Here is a 1,512-nt window from a genome sequence, read left to right as displayed (position 1 = left end):
GATCTTGTGATAGAACTAAGAAAAAAATATGAATCTTTGGGCGGAAAAATAGAATATATTTCCGGGGATATTAATCCCGCCGATCTTGGATTCCACAGGTAGGTGGTCTTTTGAACAAGTTTGAGCTCTTCAGCAGAGAACATTTTTTTTACCTGGCATCTTACTTTCTTGTTACTCTTTTTTTTATTATTCTTTCTCTGAACGTTGAAGACAAAAGAAGATTTGCCAGAAACTCTGCTGCTATTATTGGAATTTTAAAAATCTTTGAGTTGGCATACAGATATACAGTTTTAGATGAACCCATCAGATTTTTACTTCCGCTGCACCTCTGCAACCTGACTCTTATAATGGCAGTTATTGCAATGACCTCTGGAAACAGACTTTTTTTAAACCTTACATATTTTTGGAGTGCAGGCACGATCTTTGCCCTTCTCACTCCCGAGGTAAAGATCACCTTTCCTCACCTTTTAAATATTAGTTTTTTCTCTACACACTTTTATCTTATTTTTTCTGCTGTGTATTGCGTAAAAGCTTTCAATTTTAAACCAAACTTTGAAAATCTTATTAAAGCCTTTAAATACGTAAATTTTGCCTTTATAATAATTTTTTTTATAAACTTGGCCCTGGGAACTAATTATATGTTTGTGAACTATAAACCTTCCTTCAGAAGCCCGTTAGATTACATGGGACCCTGGCCCTATTATATTATATGCCTGGAAATTATAACTTTTATCTGTTTTCTTATTATGTACCTGCCTTTTTACACAAAAAAAAGGTAGGTCTCTTTTACACCACGTTAGTTATTTTTTTAACATAAAGGAGTGATTTAGTCATGCGTAACTTTGTATTTAACAAAGCAATGGAGCTTAGAAGAAACACTTTAAAGACCATTGTATCTCTCTACGAAAAAGATTTTCTTAGAGAAAAGTTTCCTAAACTTGTAAGAGAGATTCTCCCTGGAGACAACCCTGTGTACAGAAACAACATCTACAGAGAAAGGGAGATCTTAAAACAGAGAATCAAAATTTATCTTGATTTTGATTATGAAAAAACAAGAGATCTAGAGCTTTTCGAACTTGTGGATCATCTGGACTCAAAATTTTTTCGTAAAAAAGATGAGTTGAGGGGAAGAAATAAATATGTAAGAGTAATAAAAGAAGCGTGCGATGTCTGTCCATCTGGAAAATATTACGCCACAGACCTTTGCAGAAACTGTATTGCCCATAACTGTACAAATGTCTGTCCTAGAGATGCTATCGTTTTTGAAGAGGGAAGAGCAAAAATAATTCCGGAGAAATGCATCGGATGCGGTTTGTGTGCAAAATCATGCGACTACTATGCCATCGTAAAATTAGAAAGACCATGCGAAAGAGCATGTACACTTGATGCCATAACAAAAGATGAGAAGGGTGCAGCAGACATCGATATGGAAAAATGTGTTGCCTGTGGTGCCTGCCATGTAGCTTGTCCTTTTGGAGCTATCGAATCTCCAACTCAGATTTTAGACGTGGT

At 35.5% G+C, this 1,512-nt stretch carries 2 protein-coding genes and 1 pseudogene; all 3 read left to right on the top strand.

What is annotated here, in order from left to right; genetic code table 11:
• Positions 1 to 102 (top strand): annotated as a pseudogene (locus tag ABZA26_RS14870) (ribonuclease HI); the annotation flags it as partial.
• Between the two features lie 8 nt (positions 103 to 110).
• Positions 111 to 779: a TIGR02206 family membrane protein gene (locus tag ABZA26_RS14865; RefSeq protein ID WP_372715263.1), complete on the top strand. Its 669-nt coding sequence runs from the start codon at positions 111 to 113 to the stop codon at positions 777 to 779.
• 53 nt (positions 780 to 832) lie between these two features.
• Positions 833 to 1,512, top strand: a 680-nt coding sequence (locus tag ABZA26_RS14860) for a 4Fe-4S binding protein (RefSeq protein WP_372715262.1), incomplete at its 3' end; no start/stop codon positions are given.

The sequence above is a fragment of the Ilyobacter sp. genome (assembly GCF_041583315.1).
Classification (GTDB): Bacteria; Fusobacteriota; Fusobacteriia; order Fusobacteriales; family Fusobacteriaceae; genus Ilyobacter.
This window is presented reverse-complemented; position numbering and strand designations above follow the sequence as displayed.